At 54.8% G+C, this 15,428-nt stretch carries 13 protein-coding genes; all 13 read left to right on the top strand.

What is annotated here, in order from left to right; all coding sequences use genetic code 11:
* The first annotated feature begins 317 nt into the window (after positions 1-317).
* Positions 318-2,042 (top strand): acetolactate synthase 3 large subunit, encoded by a 1,725-nt coding sequence (gene ilvI, locus M2374_RS10620; RefSeq protein ID WP_181688474.1) that lies wholly within the window; start codon positions 318-320, stop codon positions 2,040-2,042.
* A gap of 2 nt (positions 2,043-2,044) precedes the next feature.
* On the top strand, positions 2,045-2,536 hold the full coding sequence (ilvN, locus tag M2374_RS10615) for an acetolactate synthase small subunit (RefSeq protein ID WP_096758312.1): 492 nt from the start codon (positions 2,045-2,047) through the stop codon (positions 2,534-2,536).
* 179 nt (positions 2,537-2,715) lie between these two features.
* On the top strand, positions 2,716-3,720 hold the full coding sequence (cra, locus tag M2374_RS10610; protein ID WP_096758311.1) for a catabolite repressor/activator: 1,005 nt from the start codon (positions 2,716-2,718) through the stop codon (positions 3,718-3,720).
* A gap of 614 nt (positions 3,721-4,334) precedes the next feature.
* Positions 4,335-4,793, top strand: a complete 459-nt coding sequence (mraZ, locus tag M2374_RS10605; protein WP_005124560.1) for a division/cell wall cluster transcriptional repressor MraZ — start codon at positions 4,335-4,337, stop codon at positions 4,791-4,793.
* Between the two features lies 1 nt (position 4,794).
* Complete coding sequence (rsmH, locus tag M2374_RS10600) at positions 4,795-5,736, top strand: 16S rRNA (cytosine(1402)-N(4))-methyltransferase RsmH (RefSeq protein ID WP_115259463.1); 942 nt, start codon at positions 4,795-4,797, stop codon at positions 5,734-5,736.
* On the top strand, positions 5,733-6,098 hold the full coding sequence (gene ftsL, locus M2374_RS10595) for a cell division protein FtsL (RefSeq protein WP_115259462.1): 366 nt from the start codon (positions 5,733-5,735) through the stop codon (positions 6,096-6,098). Before rsmH ends, ftsL begins: the two co-directional genes overlap by 4 nt.
* Positions 6,099-6,113: 15 nt before the next feature.
* Positions 6,114-7,880, top strand: a complete 1,767-nt coding sequence (ftsI, locus tag M2374_RS10590; protein WP_096758308.1) for a peptidoglycan glycosyltransferase FtsI — start codon at positions 6,114-6,116, stop codon at positions 7,878-7,880.
* Complete coding sequence (murE, locus tag M2374_RS10585; protein WP_117342316.1) at positions 7,867-9,354, top strand: UDP-N-acetylmuramoyl-L-alanyl-D-glutamate--2,6-diaminopimelate ligase; 1,488 nt, start codon at positions 7,867-7,869, stop codon at positions 9,352-9,354. Before ftsI ends, murE begins: the two co-directional genes overlap by 14 nt.
* Complete coding sequence (gene murF, locus M2374_RS10580) at positions 9,351-10,709, top strand: UDP-N-acetylmuramoyl-tripeptide--D-alanyl-D-alanine ligase (RefSeq protein ID WP_137399713.1); 1,359 nt, start codon at positions 9,351-9,353, stop codon at positions 10,707-10,709. Before murE ends, murF begins: the two co-directional genes overlap by 4 nt.
* Positions 10,703-11,785, top strand: coding sequence for a phospho-N-acetylmuramoyl-pentapeptide-transferase (gene mraY / locus M2374_RS10575; RefSeq protein ID WP_096758305.1), 1,083 nt, complete (start codon positions 10,703-10,705; stop codon positions 11,783-11,785). Before murF ends, mraY begins: the two co-directional genes overlap by 7 nt.
* A gap of 2 nt (positions 11,786-11,787) precedes the next feature.
* Entirely contained in the window at positions 11,788-13,104 is a 1,317-nt protein-coding gene (murD, locus tag M2374_RS10570) for a UDP-N-acetylmuramoyl-L-alanine--D-glutamate ligase (RefSeq protein WP_115259459.1), read from the top strand.
* On the top strand, positions 13,104-14,348 hold the full coding sequence (gene ftsW, locus M2374_RS10565) for a cell division protein FtsW (protein WP_135912587.1): 1,245 nt from the start codon (positions 13,104-13,106) through the stop codon (positions 14,346-14,348). The genes murD and ftsW overlap by 1 nt, the downstream gene beginning before the upstream one ends.
* Positions 14,345-15,412, top strand: a complete 1,068-nt coding sequence (gene murG, locus M2374_RS10560) for an undecaprenyldiphospho-muramoylpentapeptide beta-N-acetylglucosaminyltransferase (protein ID WP_181688473.1) — start codon at positions 14,345-14,347, stop codon at positions 15,410-15,412. The genes ftsW and murG overlap by 4 nt, the downstream gene beginning before the upstream one ends.
* Positions 15,413-15,428 lie beyond the last annotated feature (16 nt).

Genomic DNA, 15,428 nt, shown 5'->3' with positions numbered 1-15,428 from the left:
TTCGACAGAATAAATCGGGCAAGACGTCTGGTTTATTCTGCTTTTGGCTTTTTATCTAAGATTTTGTGCTGAACTTGTCTTTCTGCATCTGTCCAAAAGTGTAAAAAAATAGACTAATCGCTGTAAGTCTCCATTTTTAAGCGATTATTTCTCATTTCATTAGCGGATGCTGGTTTAAATCTCCATTTATTCTGCGCTTACCTCCTTTTTATTCTTATTCATGCGAATTCCCCCTCTTAGGTGTCAATTGCCATGCGTCATCCTCAGCGGTTAATGTGTTGTTAAACCGTTATTCATTATAAGAGTGGAGGCAAGCCATGGAGATGTTGTCTGGAGCCGAGATGGTCGTGCGATCGCTCATCGATCAGGGTGTGAAGCAGGTATTTGGTTATCCTGGGGGCGCGGTCCTCGATATTTATGATGCGCTGCATACGGTCGGGGGAATCGATCATGTGTTGGTCCGTCATGAACAAGCCGCCGTACATATGGCCGATGGTCTGGCGCGTGCCACGGGTGACGTCGGCGTAGTTCTGGTGACCTCCGGGCCGGGCGCAACCAATGCGATAACCGGTATTGCTACGGCGTATATGGATTCCATTCCGCTGGTGATCCTCTCCGGGCAGGTGGCGACGTCGCTGATTGGCTACGATGCCTTTCAGGAGTGCGACATGGTCGGTATCTCTCGTCCGGTGGTGAAGCACAGCTTCCTCGTTAAGCAAACGGAAGATATTCCTCAGGTCCTGAAAAAGGCCTTCTGGCTGGCGGCAAGCGGTCGCCCAGGCCCTGTGGTCGTGGATTTGCCAAAGGATATTTTGAATCCGGCAAAGAAACTGCCGTATAGCTGGCCGGAGTCGGTCAGTATGCGCTCGTATAATCCGACGACAACCGGACATAAGGGGCAAATAAAGCGCGCGCTACAAACGCTGGTCGCGGCTAAAAAACCGGTGGTATATGTTGGCGGCGGTGCGGTCAATGCGGTCTGTCATGAACAACTTGGCCAGATTGCACAAGCGCTTAACCTGCCGGTTGTTTCTTCGTTGATGGGATTGGGCGCGTTTCCGGCCACGCATCGTCAGGCGCTGGGCATGCTTGGGATGCATGGCACCTACGAAGCCAATATGACCATGCATCATTCCGACGTGATCTTTGCCGTTGGTGTTCGCTTTGACGATCGCACAACCAATAACCTGGCAAAATATTGCCCAAATGCGACCGTACTGCATATCGACATCGATCCGACCTCTATTTCGAAAACCGTCACTGCGGATATTCCGATTGTCGGCGACGCCCGACTGGTGCTGGATCAGATGCTGGAACTGCTACCGCAGGAGAAATCGCAGCAACCGCTTGATGATAACCGCGACTGGTGGCAGCAGATAGAACAGTGGCGTGCGCGCCAGTGTCTGAAATATGACACGCAAAGTGAGAGCATTAAGCCGCAGGCTGTCATTGAAACCCTCTGGCGTCTGACGAAAGGGGATGCGTATGTAACCTCGGACGTTGGTCAGCACCAGATGTTTGCCGCGCTGTACTACCCGTTTGATAAGCCGCGCCGTTGGATTAACTCCGGTGGCCTCGGCACCATGGGATTCGGTTTACCTGCAGCGTTAGGCGTAAAGATGGCGCTACCGAATGAAACGGTGGTGTGCGTCACCGGCGATGGCAGTATTCAGATGAATATCCAGGAGCTGTCGACGGCGTTGCAATATGAGCTGCCGGTGCTGGTACTCAATCTTAACAACCGTTACCTCGGCATGGTTAAACAGTGGCAGGACATGATTTACTCCGGGCGTCACTCGCAGTCTTACATGCAGTCACTGCCCGACTTTGTACGTCTTGCCGAGGCATATGGTCATATTGGTATCCAGATAAACCATCCGGATGAACTCGAGAGCAAATTGGGTGAGGCGCTGGAACACGTGCGTAACCATCGTCTGGTGTTTGTCGATGTCACCGTTGATGGCAGTGAACATGTCTACCCGATGCAGATTCGCGGAGGCGGTATGGATGAAATGTGGTTAAGCAAAACGGAGAGGACCTGATTATGCGCCGGATATTATCAGTATTACTGGAAAACGAGTCGGGTGCATTGTCACGAGTGATTGGTCTCTTCGCTCAGCGCGGTTACAACATTGAAAGCCTGACCGTCGCACCGACGGACGATCCGACGTTATCGCGAATGACGATCCAGACAGTGGGTGATGAAAAGGTCCTTGAGCAGATCGAAAAGCAGCTGCACAAACTGGTGGATGTCCTGCGCGTAAGCGAGTTGGGACAGGGGGCTCATGTTGAACGAGAGATCATGCTGGTGAAAATTCAGGCCAGCGGTTACGGTCGTGAAGAAGTGGTGCGCAATACGGAAATATTCCGCGGGCAAATCATTGACGTCACGCCGTCCATCTACACCGTACAACTGGCAGGTACCAGCGATAAGCTCGATGCTTTCCTGGCTACATTGCGTGAAGTGGCGAAAATCGTCGAGGTTGCGCGCTCCGGCGTGGTGGGGCTTTCTCGCGGTGATAAAATCATGCGCTAATCATGGCCCAGTTATTAATTCGTGAGCCCAATGCTACCGGTTGGGCTTTTTTTTGAGAAATCAGCGGTAACCAGAGACAAAAGCGGTTGCCGCGGTCATTATTCTGCGCTTAGATGTTAATAGTTTAACCCATGCCATCTCAAAGGTTATGGTTGGTACATTTTACGCAAGGGGCAATTGTGAAACTGGATGAAATCGCTCGGCTGGCCGGCGTTTCGCGAACGACTGCAAGCTACGTTATTAATGGCAAAGCAAAGCAATATCGCGTAAGCGACAAAACGGTTGAAAAAGTCATGGCGGTGGTGCGCGAGCATAATTACCACCCAAATGCTGTGGCAGCCGGGCTACGTGCTGGACGCACACGTTCTATCGGGCTGGTGATCCCGGATCTGGAGAATACAAGTTATACCCGGATAGCCAACTATCTGGAGCGCCAGGCGCGTCAGCGTGGCTATCAGCTGCTGATTGCCTGCTCTGAAGATCAGCCAGATAACGAAATGCGTTGTATTGAACATCTATTACAACGCCAGGTTGATGCCATTATTGTGTCGACCTCTTTGCCGCCAGAGCATCCGTTTTACCAGCGCTGGGCTAACAGCGCATTCCCGATTGTGGCGTTAGACCGCGCGCTGGATCGTGAACATTTCACCAGCGTTGTCGGGGCCGATCAGGACGATGCAGAAATGCTGGCGGAAGAATTGCGTAAGTTCCCGGCTGATACCGTCCTTTATCTCGGTGCGTTGCCGGAATTATCTGTGAGTTTCCTGCGCGAGCAGGGTTTTCGTACCGCGTGGAAGGACGATCCGCGTGAAGTGAATTTCCTGTATGCCAACAGTTATGAGCGGGAAGCCGCCGCGCAGCTGTTTGATAAATGGCTGGAAACGCACCCGATGCCACAGGCGTTGTTTACCACTTCCTTTGCGCTTTTACAGGGCGTGATGGATGTGACATTACGTCGTGACGGGCAGCTACCGTCTGATTTAGCGATTGCTACCTTTGGCGATCATGAATTGCTCGACTTCCTACAGTGCCCGGTACTGGCGGTGGCGCAACGTCATCGCGACGTTGCAGAGCGCGTACTGGAAATCGTGTTGGCCAGTCTGGATGAGCCGCGTAAGCCAAAACCAGGCTTAACGCGCATCAAGCGTAACCTGTATCGCCGCGGTATTCTCAGTCGGAGTTAAGGTGTTCTGCTGGACGCGCTGGAAGGCGATAACCTTCTGGCGCGGTCATTTATTCAATTATCAGAAATAACCTCATTATATTTAAGAATATTCTTTAGAATTGTCTGAAATTCAATTTCTATATATCGTGATTAAAAACGCAACCCACCATTTTTACGTTATTGATACGTAACGACGCGTTACGATTGTATTAATTTGTTACATCGTTGTAGGGAATTGCCGAATTAACAAACACTTTGCTTCTGTATTGCAGATTTTTCTCACCTGCCTTGGTCGTACAAGGCGTACAGACCGATTAACTGGTACTGTTATCTCGCTGCATATTGTCCTAAAATGCCGCTCGCGTCGCAAACTGACACTTTATATTTTCTCGAGATGATATTGAGTTGTTTTAAACAATGATGAGTTGTTGGATTTTTTTCTTACAAATATTCATGACGTTAATTTGCTTCGTTCGCTGTACGGAATTTGTTCAACGCTGATATTAGCCGTAAACATTGGGTTTTTTGCTCCGCTAAGCGCCGTGACTTGCTTGACAAGGTTTTCCTCCGCTCCGTAAACTCCTTATAAGTGGGATTTTGTGGGACAAAGTGGTAATCGGGGGTGAGACGGGCATGTTCCGGGGAGCGACGTTAGTTAATCTCGACAGTAAAGGGCGCTTATCAGTGCCTACCCGGTATCGGGATCAACTGCTCGAGAGTGCTACCGGTCAAATGGTTTGCACCATTGACATCCATCACCCGTGCCTGCTGCTTTACCCCCTGCCTGAATGGGAAATTATCGAGCAGAAGCTATCTCGTCTGTCCAGCATGAATCCGGTCGAGCGCCGCGTACAGCGCCTGCTGTTGGGGCATGCCAGTGAATGTCAGATGGATAGCGCCGGTCGATTACTGATAGCACCCATTTTGCGGCAACATGCAGGGTTAACAAAAGAAGTGATGCTGGTTGGGCAGTTCAACAAATTTGAGCTGTGGGATGAAACGACCTGGTATCAACAGGTCAAGGAAGATATCGACGCTGAGCAATCTGTTACCGGCGCGCTGTCGGAACGATTGCAGGATTTGTCTCTATAAGATGATGGAAAATTTTAAACATACAACGGTGTTGCTGGATGAGGCCGTAAACGGTCTGAATATTCGTCCGGACGGCATCTACATTGACGGGACATTTGGTCGCGGCGGTCACTCACGACTGATCCTCTCGCAGCTTGGCGAAGAGGGGCGTTTGCTGGCTATCGATCGCGATCCGCAGGCCATTGCGGTGGCTCAGAGCATTAACGACCCCCGCTTCTCCATCATTCATGGACCTTTCTCCGCGCTGGCTGAGTACGTGAGTGAGCGCGGGCTAACCGGTAAGATCGATGGCATCCTTCTCGATCTTGGCGTCTCTTCTCCGCAATTAGACGATGCGGAGCGCGGCTTTTCGTTTATGCGTGACGGTCCGTTGGACATGCGTATGGACCCAACGCGCGGCCAGTCAGCCGCCGAGTGGCTGCAAACGGCAGATGAAGCGGATATTGCCTGGGTGATTAAAACCTTTGGCGAAGAACGCTTTGGCAAACGCATTGCTCGCGCCATTGTCGAGCGTAACCGCGTTGAACCGATGACCCGCACCAAACAACTGGCGGAAGTCATTGCGGCGGCCATGCCGGTAAAAGACAAATTCAAACATCCCGCGACCCGTACCTTCCAGGCGGTGCGCATTTGGGTGAACAGTGAACTGGAGGAGATAGAGCAGGCGCTAAAAAGCTCGCTCAGCGTGCTGGCTCCAGGTGGTCGCCTTTCTGTCATCAGTTTCCACTCGCTTGAAGACCGTATTGTGAAGCGCTTTATGCGCGAACAAAGTCGCGGTCCTCAGGTTCCGGCGGGGATCCCGATGACTGAAGCGCAGATCCAAAAGCTGGGCGGCCGTGAGTTGAGAGCATTAGGCAAGTTGATGCCGGGTGAAGAAGAGGTCGCAGAAAATCCTCGTGCCCGTAGTTCAGTTCTGCGCATTGCAGAGAGGACGAACGCATGATCAGCAGAGTGACAGAAGCCCTCAGCAAAGTTAAAGGATCGATAGGAAGTAACGAGCGCCATGCTTTGCCTGGCGTGATCGGTGACGATCTTTTGCGGTTCGGGAAGCTGCCACTCTGCCTGTTCATTTGCATTATTTTGACGGCGGTCACCGTCGTGACGACCGCGCACCATACGCGGTTACTGACCGCGCAGCGTGAACAGTTAGTTCTGGAACGCGATGCACTGGATATCGAATGGCGTAACCTGATCCTCGAAGAGAACGCTCTCGGTGACCATAGCCGTGTTGAACGGATCGCAACGGAAAAGCTGCAGTTGCAGCATGTCGATCCCTCACAAGAAAATATCGTTGTACAAAAATAAGGATAAACGCGACGCATGAAAGCAGCGGCAAAGACGCTCAAACCAAAACGCCAGGAAGAACAAGCCAACTTTATCAGTTGGCGTTTTGCGTTACTGTGCGGCTGTATTTTGCTGGCGCTGTGCTTCCTGCTGGGACGCGTTGCGTGGCTGCAAATTATTGCGCCTGACATGCTGGTGCGTCAGGGCGACATGCGCTCCTTGCGCGTCCAGGAAGTCTCCACGTCACGTGGCATGATTACCGACCGTTCCGGCCGTCCGCTGGCGGTGAGCGTGCCGGTGAAGGCCATCTGGGCCGATCCGAAAGAAGTGCATGATGCGGGTGGCGTAAGCGTTGGCGAACGCTGGCGAGCGCTGTCGACTGCGCTGAACATCCCGCTCGACCAACTGGCTTCTCGCATCAATGCCAACCCGAAAGGGCGTTTTATCTACCTCGCACGCCAGGTCAACCCTGACATGGCCGACTACATCAAAAAACTCAAGCTGCCGGGGATTCATCTGCGCGAAGAATCCCGCCGTTACTATCCTTCCGGGGAAGTGACCGCTCACCTCATCGGTTTTACCAACGTCGACAGCCAGGGCATTGAAGGCGTTGAGAAGAGTTTTGATAAATGGCTCACCGGTCAGCCGGGCGAGCGCGTGGTGCGTAAAGACCGCTATGGCCGCGTGATTGAAGATATTTCTTCAACAGACAGTCAGGCGGCACATAACCTGGCGCTGAGTATTGATGAGCGCTTGCAGGCACTGGTCTATCGCGAACTGAACAACGCCGTCGCGTTTAACAAAGCGGAATCAGGTAGCGCCGTGTTGGTAGACGTCAACACCGGCGAAGTGCTGGCGATGGCGAATAGCCCATCCTACAACCCAAACAATCTCTCCGGTACGCAAAAAGATGTCATGCGTAACCGTACCATCACTGACGTATTTGAACCGGGCTCAACGGTTAAACCGATGGTGGTGATGACGGCACTGCAGCGCGGCGTGGTGCGTGAAAACACCGTGCTGAACACCATTCCCTATCGAATTAATGGCCACGAAATCAAAGACGTGGCGCGTTATAGCGAATTGACCCTGACCGGGGTACTACAGAAGTCGAGTAACGTCGGTGTTTCCAAACTGGCGTTAGCGATGCCGTCCTCAGCGTTAGTAGATACTTACTCACGTTTTGGGCTGGGAAAAGCGACCAATTTGGGGTTGGTCGGAGAACGCAGTGGCTTATATCCTCAAAAACAACGGTGGTCTGACATAGAGAGGGCCACCTTCTCTTTCGGCTATGGGCTAATGGTAACCCCGTTACAGTTAGCGCGAGTCTACGCAACGATCGGCAGCTATGGCGTTTATCGCCCGCTGTCGATTACCAAAGTTGATCCTCCTGTTCCGGGCGAGCGTATCTTCCCGGAATCTACCGTACGTACCGTCGTTCATATGATGGAAAGCGTGGCGCTGCCCGGCGGCGGCGGCGTGAAGGCGGCGATTAAAGGCTATCGCATCGCCATTAAAACCGGTACGGCGAAAAAAGTAGGGCCGGATGGTCGCTACATCAACAAATACATTGCTTATACCGCAGGCGTTGCGCCTGCGAGTCAGCCGCGCTTCGCGCTGGTGGTTGTTATCAACGATCCGCAGGCGGGTAAATACTACGGTGGCGCCGTTTCCGCGCCGGTCTTCGGTGCCATCATGGGCGGCGTACTGCGCACCATGAACATCGAGCCGGATGCGCTGACAACGAGCGATAAAAGTGATTTTGTGAATAATCAAGGCGAGGCGACAGGTGGCAGATCGTAATTTGCGCGACCTTCTTGCTCCATGGGTGCCGGGTGCACCGGAGCGAGCACTGCGGGAGATGACGCTCGACAGCCGTGTGGCTGCATCGGGCGATCTCTTTGTGGCAGTGGTAGGTCATCAGGCGGACGGGCGTCGATATATCCCGCAGGCGATAGCGCAAGGTGTGGCTGCCATTATTGCAGAGGCAAAAGATGAGGCAACCGACGGTGAAATCCGTGAAATGCACGGCGTACCGGTTATCTATCTGAGCCAGCTTAACGAACGTTTATCAGCACTGGCGGGCCGTTTTTACCACGAGCCTTCTGACACTATGCGTCTGGTGGGGGTCACCGGCACCAACGGGAAAACCACGACCACCCAACTGCTGGCGCAGTGGAGCCAGCTGTTGGGCGAAACCAGCGCCGTAATGGGGACCGTTGGCAATGGCCTGCTGGGCAAAGTGATCCCGACCGAAAATACCACCGGTTCAGCCGTTGACGTCCAGCATGTGCTGGCGGGGCTGGTTGAGCAGGGCGCCACGTTAGGCGCGATGGAAGTGTCATCCCACGGTCTGGTTCAGCATCGCGTGGCAGCGTTGAAGTTTGCGGCGTCGGTATTTACCAACTTAAGCCGTGACCATCTCGACTATCACGGTGATATGGAACATTACGAAGCCGCGAAGTGGCTGCTGTACTCCACGCACCATTGCGGTCAGGCCATCGTCAATGCAGATGATGAAGTCGGCCGTCGCTGGCTGGCAAAATTGCCGGATGCGGTCGCCGTTTCGATGGAAGACCATATTAACCCGAACTGCCACGGTCGTTGGCTGAAAGCGGTTGAGGTGAATTATCACGACAGCGGCGCGACGATCCGCTTTACCTCGTCCTGGGGTGACGGTGAAATTGAAAGCCGCCTGATGGGCGCCTTCAACGTCAGTAATCTGCTGCTGGCACTGGCAACGCTGCTGGCATTAGGGTACCCGTTAGCGGATTTACTGAAAACGGCGGCACGTCTGCAGCCAGTTTGCGGGCGTATGGAGGTGTTCAGTGCGCCGGGCAAAACAACGGTGGTGGTGGATTATGCCCACACGCCGGATGCGCTGGAAAAAGCGCTGCAGGCGGCACGTCTGCACTGCACCGGTAAGCTGTGGTGCGTCTTTGGCTGCGGCGGCGATCGTGACAAAGGCAAGCGTCCGCTGATGGGCGCCATCGCGGAAGAGTTCGCTGATATTGTGGTGGTCACTGATGACAACCCGCGCACTGAAGAGCCGCGCGCCATCATTAACGACATTCTGGCAGGTATGCTGGATGCCGGGCACGCGAAGGTGATGGAAGGTCGTGCTGAAGCGGTCACCAACGCCATTATGCAGGCGAAAGAAAACGACGTTGTGCTGGTGGCCGGTAAAGGCCACGAAGATTACCAGATCGTCGGCGCGCATCGCCTCGACTATTCTGACCGCGTGACGGCCGCTCGTTTGCTGGGGGTGATCGCATGATTAGCGTAACGCTCAGCCAGTTGGCGGAGATCCTCGGTGGCGAACTGAAAGGGGGCGATCTGACCCTTGATGCGGTGACCACCGATACGCGTAAAGTCACGCCGGGTTGCCTGTTTGTGGCACTGAAAGGCGAACGCTTTGATGCCCATGATTTTGCCGAAACGGCGAAAGAGAACGGGGCGGGAGCGCTGCTGGTCAGTCGTCCGCTGGATGTTTCTCTGCCGCAGGTGATTGTGAAGGACACACGCCTGGCGTTTGGCGAGCTGGCGGCGTGGGTGCGCGCTCAGGTTCCGGCCCGCGTGGTGGCACTGACCGGTTCATCCGGTAAAACCTCTGTCAAAGAGATGACAGCCGCGATTCTCAGCCAGTGTGGGAACACGTTATACACTGCGGGCAATCTGAACAACGACATTGGCGTACCCATGACGCTGCTGCGACTGAACAACGATTATGACTATGCGGTGATTGAGCTTGGTGCCAACCACCAGGGCGAGATTGCCTGGACCGTCGGATTAACTCGACCGGAAGCGGCGCTGGTGAATAACCTGGCGGCGGCTCACCTGGAAGGGTTTGGTTCTCTGGCTGGTGTCGCCAAAGCAAAAGGCGAAATCTTTACCGGCCTGGCGGAAAACGGTATCGCCATTATGAATGCCGATAACAACGACTGGCTGAACTGGCAGAGCATTATTGGCGATCGTACCGTCTGGCGCTTCTCGCCGAATGCGGCCAACAGCGACTTTTCTGCTACCAACATTCATGTTACGTCACACGGCACCGAGTTTACGCTGCACACGCCGACGGGCAGCATTGATGTTTTGCTGCCGTTACCGGGGCGTCACAACATTGCCAATGCCCTGGCTGCCACCGCGCTCTCCATGGCGGTTGGCGCGACGCATGAGGCGGTTAAAACCGGCCTGAAAGATTTACACGCAGTGCCGGGACGCCTGTTCCCTATCCCGCTCGCCGAAAATCAGCTGCTGCTGGATGACTCCTATAACGCCAACGTCGGTTCGATGACCGCCGCGGTACAGGTGTTGTCTGAAATGCCGGGCTATCGCGTGCTGGTGGTGGGCGATATGGCAGAACTTGGCGCGGAAAGCGAAGCCTGTCACATACAGGTAGGAGAGGCTGCGAAGGCGGCGGGTATCGACCGCGTATTGAGTACAGGGAAACTGAGTCAGGCAATCAGCGATGCCAGTGGCGTTGGCGAACATTTTGCGGATAAATCCGCGCTGGCCGCGCATCTTAAGACATTGATTGCCGAGCATCAGGTGATGACGATTTTAGTGAAAGGTTCACGTAGTGCCGCTATGGAAGAGGTAGTACGCGCATTACAGGAGAATGCAACATGTTAGTTTGGCTGGCCGAACATTTGGTCAAATATTATTCCGGCTTTAACGTCTTCTCTTATCTGACGTTTCGCGCCATCGTCAGCCTGCTGACCGCGCTGTTCATCTCGTTGTGGATGGGCCCGCGCATGATCGCCCGCCTGCAAAAAATGTCTTTTGGTCAGGTTGTGCGTAACGACGGCCCAGAATCGCATTTCAGCAAGCGCGGTACGCCGACCATGGGCGGCATTATGATCCTCACCGCGATTGTTATCTCCGTTCTGCTGTGGGCCTACCCGTCTAACCCTTACGTCTGGTGCGTACTGGTGGTGCTGGTGGGTTACGGCATTATCGGTTTTGTCGATGATTACCGCAAAGTGGTGCGTAAAGACACCAAAGGCCTGATCGCCCGCTGGAAGTACTTCTGGATGTCGGTGATTGCATTAGGCGTGGCCTTCGCGCTGTATCTGGTGGGCAAAGATACGCCCGCCACGCAGCTGGTCGTGCCGTTCTTTAAAGACGTCATGCCGCAGTTGGGCCTGTTCTACGTTCTGCTGGCCTACTTCGTGATCGTCGGTACCGGCAATGCGGTCAACCTGACCGACGGCCTTGATGGCCTGGCTATTATGCCGACCGTGTTTGTTGCTGCTGGCTTTGCGCTGGTGGCGTGGGCGACCGGGAACATGAACTTTGCCAACTATCTGCATATTCCGTATTTACGCCATGCGGGGGAGTTGGTGATCGTCTGCACGGCGATTGTCGGGGCAGGATTAGGCTTCCTGTGGTTTAACACTTATCCGGCGCAGGTCTTTATGGGCGACGTCGGTTCGCTGGCACTGGGTGGCGCACTGGGCATTATTGCCGTGCTGTTGCGCCAGGAATTCCTGCTGGTGATTATGGGCGGTGTGTTTGTGGTGGAAACCCTGTCGGTGATTCTGCAGGTTGGCTCCTTCAAGCTGCGCGGACAGCGCATCTTCCGTATGGCGCCGATCCACCACCACTATGAATTGAAAGGCTGGCCGGAGCCGCGCGTGATCGTGCGCTTCTGGATTATTTCGCTGATGCTGGTGCTGATTGGCCTGGCAACGCTGAAGGTACGTTAATCATGGCTGATTACCAGGGTAAAAAAATCGTCATTATCGGTCTGGGGCTGACTGGGCTGTCCTGTGTGGATTTTTTCCTCGCGCGTGGCGTTACGCCGCGGGTGATGGATACCCGCACGACGCCACCGGGGCTGGATAAATTACCGGAAGCGGTTGAGCGCCATGTTGGCAGCCTGAATGATGACTGGCTGCTGGCCGCCGATCTGATCGTCGCCAGCCCAGGTATTGCCCTGGCGCATCCAGCGCTGAGCGCGGCCGCTGATGCTGGTATTGAAATTGTGGGTGACATTGAGCTGTTCTGTCGCGAAGCGCAGGCGCCGATCGTGGCGATTACCGGTTCTAACGGTAAAAGCACCGTCACCACGCTGGTCGGTGAAATGGCGAAAGCGGCCGGGGTGAATGTCGGCGTCGGCGGTAATATTGGTTTGCCTGCGTTGATGCTGCTGGATGCTGAACGTGAGCTGTACGTTCTGGAGCTCTCCAGCTTCCAGCTGGAAACCACCTCCAGCCTGCAGGCTGTGGCGGCCACTATTCTGAACGTGACTGAAGATCATATGGATCGCTACCCGTTTGGGTTGCAGCAGTACCGTGCAGCGAAACTGCGCGTCTATGAGAACGCGAAAGTGTGTGTGGTTAACGCCGACGATGCGCTGACGATGCCGGTTCGCGGAGCTGATGAACGCTGCGTGAGCTTTGGCATCAATATGGGTGACTATCACCTGAATCGTCAGCAGGGCGAAACCTGGCTGCGCGTGAAGGGTGAAAAAGTGCTGAACGTGAAAGAGATGACGCTTTCCGGTCAGCATAACTATACCAACGCTCTGGCAGCGCTGGCGCTGGCGGATGCTGCGGGCCTGCCGCGGGCATCCAGTCTGAAAGCGCTAACCACCTTTACCGGACTGGCGCATCGTTTTCAGGTTGTGCTGGAACATAACGGCGTACGCTGGATTAACGATTCTAAAGCCACCAACGTCGGCAGTACTGAAGCGGCGCTGAATGGCCTGCACGTTGACGGCACGCTGCATCTGCTGCTGGGCGGGGACGGGAAATCCGCTGATTTTTCTCCGCTCAGTCGTTATCTGGTTGGCGATCGTATTCGTCTGTACTGTTTTGGTCGCGATGGGGCGCAGCTTGCCGCTCTGCGACCAGACGTTGCCGAGCAAACTGAAACCATGGAGCAGGCGATGCGTCTGCTCGCACCGCGCGTTAAACCGGGCGATATGGTGTTGCTGTCGCCGGCCTGCGCCAGCCTCGACCAGTTTAAAAACTTTGAGCAGCGTGGCGATGTCTTTACCCGCCTGGCGAAGGAGTTGGGTTGATGCGTTTATCTCTCCCTCGTCTGAGAATGCCGCGCATACCGGGATGGGGTGTCCTGGCGTGGATCTTCGCGGCGCTTAAAGGCTGGGTGATGGCGTCGCGTGATAAAGACGCGGACAGCCTGATCATGTATGACCGCATGTTGCTGTGGCTGACGTTTGGTCTGGCAGCGATTGGTTTTGTGATGGTGACATCGGCGTCAATGCCCGTTGGGCAACGTCTGGCGGGCGATCCTTTCCTGTTCGCCAAACGTGATGCGCTGTATATCTTCCTGGCGTTCTGTCTGGCGATGGTCACGCTACGTCTGCCGATGGAATTCTGGCAAAAGTACAGCACCACCATGTTGATCGCCTCGATCATCATGTTGCTGATCGTACTGGTGGTAGGCAGCTCGGTTAACGGGGCATCGCGTTGGATTGCACTGGGTCCGCTGCGTATTCAGCCGGCGGAATTTACCAAGCTGTCGCTGTTCTGTTATCTCGCCAACTACCTGGTACGTAAGGTGGATGAGGTGCGTAACAACCTGCGCGGCTTCTTAAAACCGATGGGCGTGATCCTGGTGCTGGCGGTGCTACTGCTGGCGCAGCCTGACCTCGGTACGGTGGTGGTGCTGTTTGTTACCACGCTGGCGATGCTGTTTCTGGCTGGTGCAAAATTGTGGCAGTTCATCGCCATCATCGGCATGGGGATCTCGGCGGTGGTGCTGCTGATCCTCGCCGAACCGTATCGTATCCGTCGCGTAACCTCTTTCTGGAACCCCTGGGAGGATCCGTTTGGTAGCGGCTACCAGCTGACGCAATCCCTGATGGCCTTTGGTCGTGGTGAGATTTGGGGGCAGGGGCTGGGGAATTCGGTACAAAAACTGGAGTATTTGCCGGAAGCACACACTGACTTTATCTTCGCCATTATTGGGGAAGAACTGGGTTATATCGGTGTGGTACTGGCACTTTTAATGGTATTCTTCGTCGCTTTTCGCGCGATGTCGATTGGCCGTAAAGCGCTGGAAATTGACCACCGTTTTTCAGGCTTTTTAGCCTGCTCGATTGGGGTTTGGTTTAGTTTTCAGGCGCTGGTTAACGTTGGGGCTGCGGCAGGTATGCTGCCCACGAAAGGTCTGACGCTGCCGCTGATTAGTTATGGTGGTTCAAGTCTGTTGATCATGTCGACGGCCATCATGTTTTTGTTACGTATTGATTATGAAACGCGTCTGGAAAAAGCACAGGCGTTTACACGAGGTGCACGATGAGTGGTCAACCGAAGCGGTTAATGGTGATGGCAGGCGGTACCGGTGGGCATGTGTTCCCGGGACTGGCGGTTGCGCACCATTTAATGGCCCAGGGCTGGCAGGTTCGTTGGCTGGGCACCGCCGATCGTATGGAAGCGGACTTAGTGCCGAAGCATGGCATTGACATTGATTTTATTCGTATCTCCGGTTTGCGTGGCAAGGGCCTCAACGCACTGCTGGCCGCACCCGTGCGTATTTTTAACGCCTGGCGCCAGGCTCGCGCCATCATGAAGCAGTTTAAACCTGACGTGGTGCTGGGGATGGGCGGTTATGTCTCGGGCCCCGGTGGTCTGGCGGCCTGGTCGTTAGGCATTCCGGTCGTGCTGCACGAGCAGAACGGCATCGCAGGCTTAACCAATAAATGGCTGTCAAAGATTGCCACGACGGTGATGCAGGCGTTTCCCGGCGCCTTCCCGGATGCGGAAGTGGTGGGCAACCCGGTACGTACCGATGTGCTGGCGCTGCCATTACCTGAAGAACGCCTGGCTGGACGTGAAGGTCCGGTTCGCGTGCTGGTGGTCGGGGGGTCTCAGGGCGCGCGCGTGCTGAACCAAACGCTGCCGCAGGTTGCTGCAAAGCTTGGCGACGCGTTGACTATCTGGCATCAGAGCGGTAAAGGCGCACAGCAGACCGTGGAACAGGCCTATGTTGATGCCGGACAGCCGCAGCATAAGGTCACCGAATTTATTGATGATATGGCCGCAGCCTATGCGTGGGCAGATGTGGTGGTTTGTCGCTCCGGCGCGCTAACGGTGAGCGAGATCGCAGCAGCGGGCCTGCCAGCGATTTTTGTGCCGTTCCAGCATAAAGACCGACAGCAGTACTGGAATGCGTTGCCGCTGGAAAAAGCGGGCGCCGCCAAAATTTTAGAGCAGCCGCAGTTTACTGTGGATGCCGTCGCCAGCACCCTTGAAGGGTGGTCGCGAGAAACCTTATTAACCATGGCAGAACGTGCTCGCAATGCATCCATACCGAATTCCACCGAATGGGTTGCAAATGCAGTGAGCCGGGCTGTCCGGGCGTAATTGTGGCGATGCCTTT

Origin of the sequence: Citrobacter sp. JUb117 (assembly GCF_024809055.1) — a bacterium.
Lineage (GTDB): Bacteria > Pseudomonadota > Gammaproteobacteria > Enterobacterales > Enterobacteriaceae > Citrobacter > Citrobacter gillenii.
The sequence above is the reverse complement of the archived record's forward strand: the minus strand, read 5'-3'. Positions and strand labels throughout refer to the sequence as shown.

What these genes read in the sequence shown, in the direction of transcription:
- mraY (WP_096758305.1), top strand. Translation starts at nt 10,703, where the DNA reads ATGTTAGTTTGGCTGGCCGAACATTTGGTCAAATATTATTCCGGCTTT.
- murG (WP_181688473.1), top strand. Translation starts at nt 14,345, where the DNA reads ATGAGTGGTCAACCGAAGCGGTTAATGGTGATGGCAGGCGGTACCGGT.
- murD (WP_115259459.1), top strand. Translation starts at nt 11,788, where the DNA reads ATGGCTGATTACCAGGGTAAAAAAATCGTCATTATCGGTCTGGGGCTG.
- ftsW (WP_135912587.1), top strand. Translation starts at nt 13,104, where the DNA reads ATGCGTTTATCTCTCCCTCGTCTGAGAATGCCGCGCATACCGGGATGG.
- ilvN (WP_096758312.1), top strand. Translation starts at nt 2,045, where the DNA reads ATGCGCCGGATATTATCAGTATTACTGGAAAACGAGTCGGGTGCATTG.
- rsmH (WP_115259463.1), top strand. Translation starts at nt 4,795, where the DNA reads ATGATGGAAAATTTTAAACATACAACGGTGTTGCTGGATGAGGCCGTA.
- ftsI (WP_096758308.1), top strand. Translation starts at nt 6,114, where the DNA reads ATGAAAGCAGCGGCAAAGACGCTCAAACCAAAACGCCAGGAAGAACAA.
- ilvI (WP_181688474.1), top strand. Translation starts at nt 318, where the DNA reads ATGGAGATGTTGTCTGGAGCCGAGATGGTCGTGCGATCGCTCATCGAT.
- murF (WP_137399713.1), top strand. Translation starts at nt 9,351, where the DNA reads ATGATTAGCGTAACGCTCAGCCAGTTGGCGGAGATCCTCGGTGGCGAA.
- ftsL (WP_115259462.1), top strand. Translation starts at nt 5,733, where the DNA reads ATGATCAGCAGAGTGACAGAAGCCCTCAGCAAAGTTAAAGGATCGATA.
- mraZ (WP_005124560.1), top strand. Translation starts at nt 4,335, where the DNA reads ATGTTCCGGGGAGCGACGTTAGTTAATCTCGACAGTAAAGGGCGCTTA.